This is a genomic window from Acinetobacter sp. UBA6720, from assembly GCF_002454215.1.
Classification (GTDB): Bacteria; Pseudomonadota; Gammaproteobacteria; order Pseudomonadales; family Moraxellaceae; genus Acinetobacter.
In genome coordinates this window covers 1-2,783 of sequence record NZ_DKIK01000121.1, presented here as the reverse complement: position 1 = coordinate 2,783, position 2,783 = coordinate 1, and the positions used below count along the sequence as shown (strand labels likewise).

2 protein-coding genes and 1 tRNA gene are annotated in these 2,783 nt (G+C 41.1%); all 3 read left to right on the top strand.

Annotation, left to right across the window (positions count from 1 at the left end; all coding sequences use genetic code 11):
• Positions 1–127 precede the first annotated feature (127 nt).
• Positions 128–1,540 carry an amino acid permease gene (locus B4F08_RS10550; protein ID WP_086207782.1) on the top strand — a complete coding sequence of 471 codons (1,413 nt, stop codon included), beginning with the start codon at positions 128–130 and terminating at the stop codon, positions 1,538–1,540.
• An 80-nt stretch (positions 1,541–1,620) separates the two neighbouring features.
• A complete protein-coding gene (locus B4F08_RS10545) occupies positions 1,621–2,526 on the top strand; it encodes an alpha/beta hydrolase (protein ID WP_291374334.1) in 906 nt (301 codons plus the stop codon).
• Between the two features lie 132 nt (positions 2,527–2,658).
• A tRNA-Glu gene (locus B4F08_RS10540) sits at positions 2,659–2,734 on the top strand.
• Positions 2,735–2,783 lie beyond the last annotated feature (49 nt).

Genomic DNA, 2,783 nt, shown 5'->3' with positions numbered 1-2,783 from the left:
AATCCCCGTAGGGACGCCATATCTTGATCTTCTGATCAACACTTATTCATAATTATTATTATTTCATTGCAGATTTGCAGTTTTTCACTACAATAGCCCGCTTCATTCCCCAACTAATTCAACGCTTATGCACTCATCTCCGAATGATGCTTCGCATCAGGGCAATTCTGCGCCTTTAAAGCGCGCTATGAGTACTCGACATCTGGTCATGATTTCGCTAGGTGGCGCAATCGGAACAGGTCTATTTTTAGGGTCGGGTGAAGTCATTGCACAAACGGGGCCTGTAGGTGCCATTATTTCTTATTTTCTCGGTGGGATCATTGCCTATATGGTCATGCTGTGTTTAGGGGAACTTGCCGTTCATATGCCTGAGTCTGGCTCATTTGGTGCTTATGCCAAACGCTATATAGGCCCAGGTACAGGTTATACCATCACTTGGTTGTATTGGCTCACGTGGTCAGTCACATTAGGCACAGAGTTTACAGCGGCTGCCCTTCTTATGCAGGAATGGTATCCAGATAGCTCAATGTGGATGTGGACCCTAATTTTTGGTGCTTTCGTATTTACACTGAATATGATTTCAACCAAATGGTTCGCTGAATCTGAGTTCTGGCTGGCTTTGGTAAAAGTTATCACGGTTGTTGCTTTTATCTTATTAGGTTTAATGGCAATTTTTGGAGTCATTGGCTACAGAGGTTATGAAGCTGCGCCTTTATTTAGTAACTTAACAGCGCAAGGTTGGTTCCCTGAGGGCTTATTTCCAATCTTTACTACCATGCTGATTGTAAACTTTGCATTTTCTGGTACAGAGCTGATTGGTGTTGCTGCGGGTGAAACCAAAGATCCTGCCAAGAATGTACCCAAAGCCATCAATACTGCGATTTTCCGCTTATTGATTTTCTTTGTAGGTACCATCTTGGTCGTGACTTCACTCCTTCCGCATCAAGAAGCAGGTTTAGCGGCTGAAGGCGTGAGCAGTAGTCCATTTGTAACGGTATTCCAACACATTGGCATTCCGTATGCCGAAGATATCATTCGTTTTGTGATTATCACAGCACTGCTATCTGCTGCAAACTCAGGGTTGTTTGCTGCATCACGTATGATGTGGTCACTGTCTTATCAGAAACAATTACCAGCAGTATTTTCAAAATTAAATACTCGCGGTATTCCTTATGTTGCAGTCATTGTCACGATGATTGGCGGAATGCCTGGTTTACTGTCTGAACAGTTTGCACCTGAAACAATTTTCACTAATCTACTTGGTATTGCAGCCTTTACCATGGTCGTAGTTTGGATGAGTATCTGTTTAAGCCAATTTAACTTCCGTCGTCAGTGGTATAAACAAGGGCGTAAAAAAGAAGAATTAGGTTTTGCAGCCCCCTTGTTCCCTATTGTACCAATCCTTGGCTTTATCTTCTGCTTTATCACCTGCGTCAGTATGGTGTTTGATCCAAGCATGCGTATTAGCTTCTTTGGTTGTTTACTGTTTATTGCAGTCTGCTATGCAAGTTACTATAAGTTCTATCACAATAAATCCTAAGCATTTATGTTAAAAAGAGCGACTGAGGTCGCTCTTTTTTTTATACTGTTTATATCAAGTACATCATCGGTGCATACACGATGAATATTGTATGGATTCATGGGATGAATCAGCAGCATAAGACTGCGCGTACCCTGCTTCAACATTGGCTTATCATATTAAAACAGGCCTTAGAACCGTGCGGAGAAGCAGATTACTTTCTTTATATTCAGCGACACAGTCGGCTGGCCTTTTACGGAGACCTTCTAACACGTCAGCATTTAGAAAACACCCTCAATGCCAGCACCCTCATACCGCAACACTGGTCTCCTTTTTCTTTTTTACATCCTATTCACCTAACACACACCGCTACACTCAATATCGAACATCAGACTGAAATTTCTCAAAACCCTCAGCTCACCATTTCTGATGAACTCTCATTCAATCATAAAATTAAGTACATCAGCCTATTGAGTAAGGATATTGCATTTCGTGATTTAGGAAGCTTAATGAATCACTTTCCAAAGCTACATAGCAGCTTTATTCATCGCTTTTTAATTGAAGCTTATCTATATTTATCCAATCCACACTTCATCCACACAGTGCATACACGTCTGCATGAGCAGTTACACGGTACGAAAGCTAAGATTGTGATTGGCCACTCTCTAGGCAGCGTGATTGCCTATAATTATTTAATTCAATACCCTGAACTCCACATTCAAGCGTTTATTAGTTTAGCTTCACCCCTTGCTTTTCGGGTCATACAGTGTCATTTACAACAACCCATTCAACGACCTGTGGCTTTATATGGCGACTGGATCAATTTTTATTCAGACATTGATTTTCTAAGCGCATTTCCTCTCTATCAAAAACCATTTGCATTTAATCCCGCCATTATTAATCAACAAATCACCACCGATCTTGCTCACCCTCATCTGATTGAGGGTTATTTACAACATCCTAGGTTTATAAATAGCCTCACCGATCTGCTTAAAAAATCGACTTAAATCATATAGTTTTTAATCACTTTATCTCTATTGTTTTAATTTTATGCACTCAACACTTAAAACTGGAATTATTTAGAGAAAAGCGTTTGACACCCCTCTGTTTTCACCCTAATATACGCCCACCTCTGAAACGTCCCTATCGTCTAGAGGCCTAGGACATCGCCCTTTCACGGCGGTAACCGGGGTTCGAATCCCCGTAGGGACGCCATATTTGATATTGATTTTTTCTAAAGTCATCTCATAAAAAAGCCCAAGCA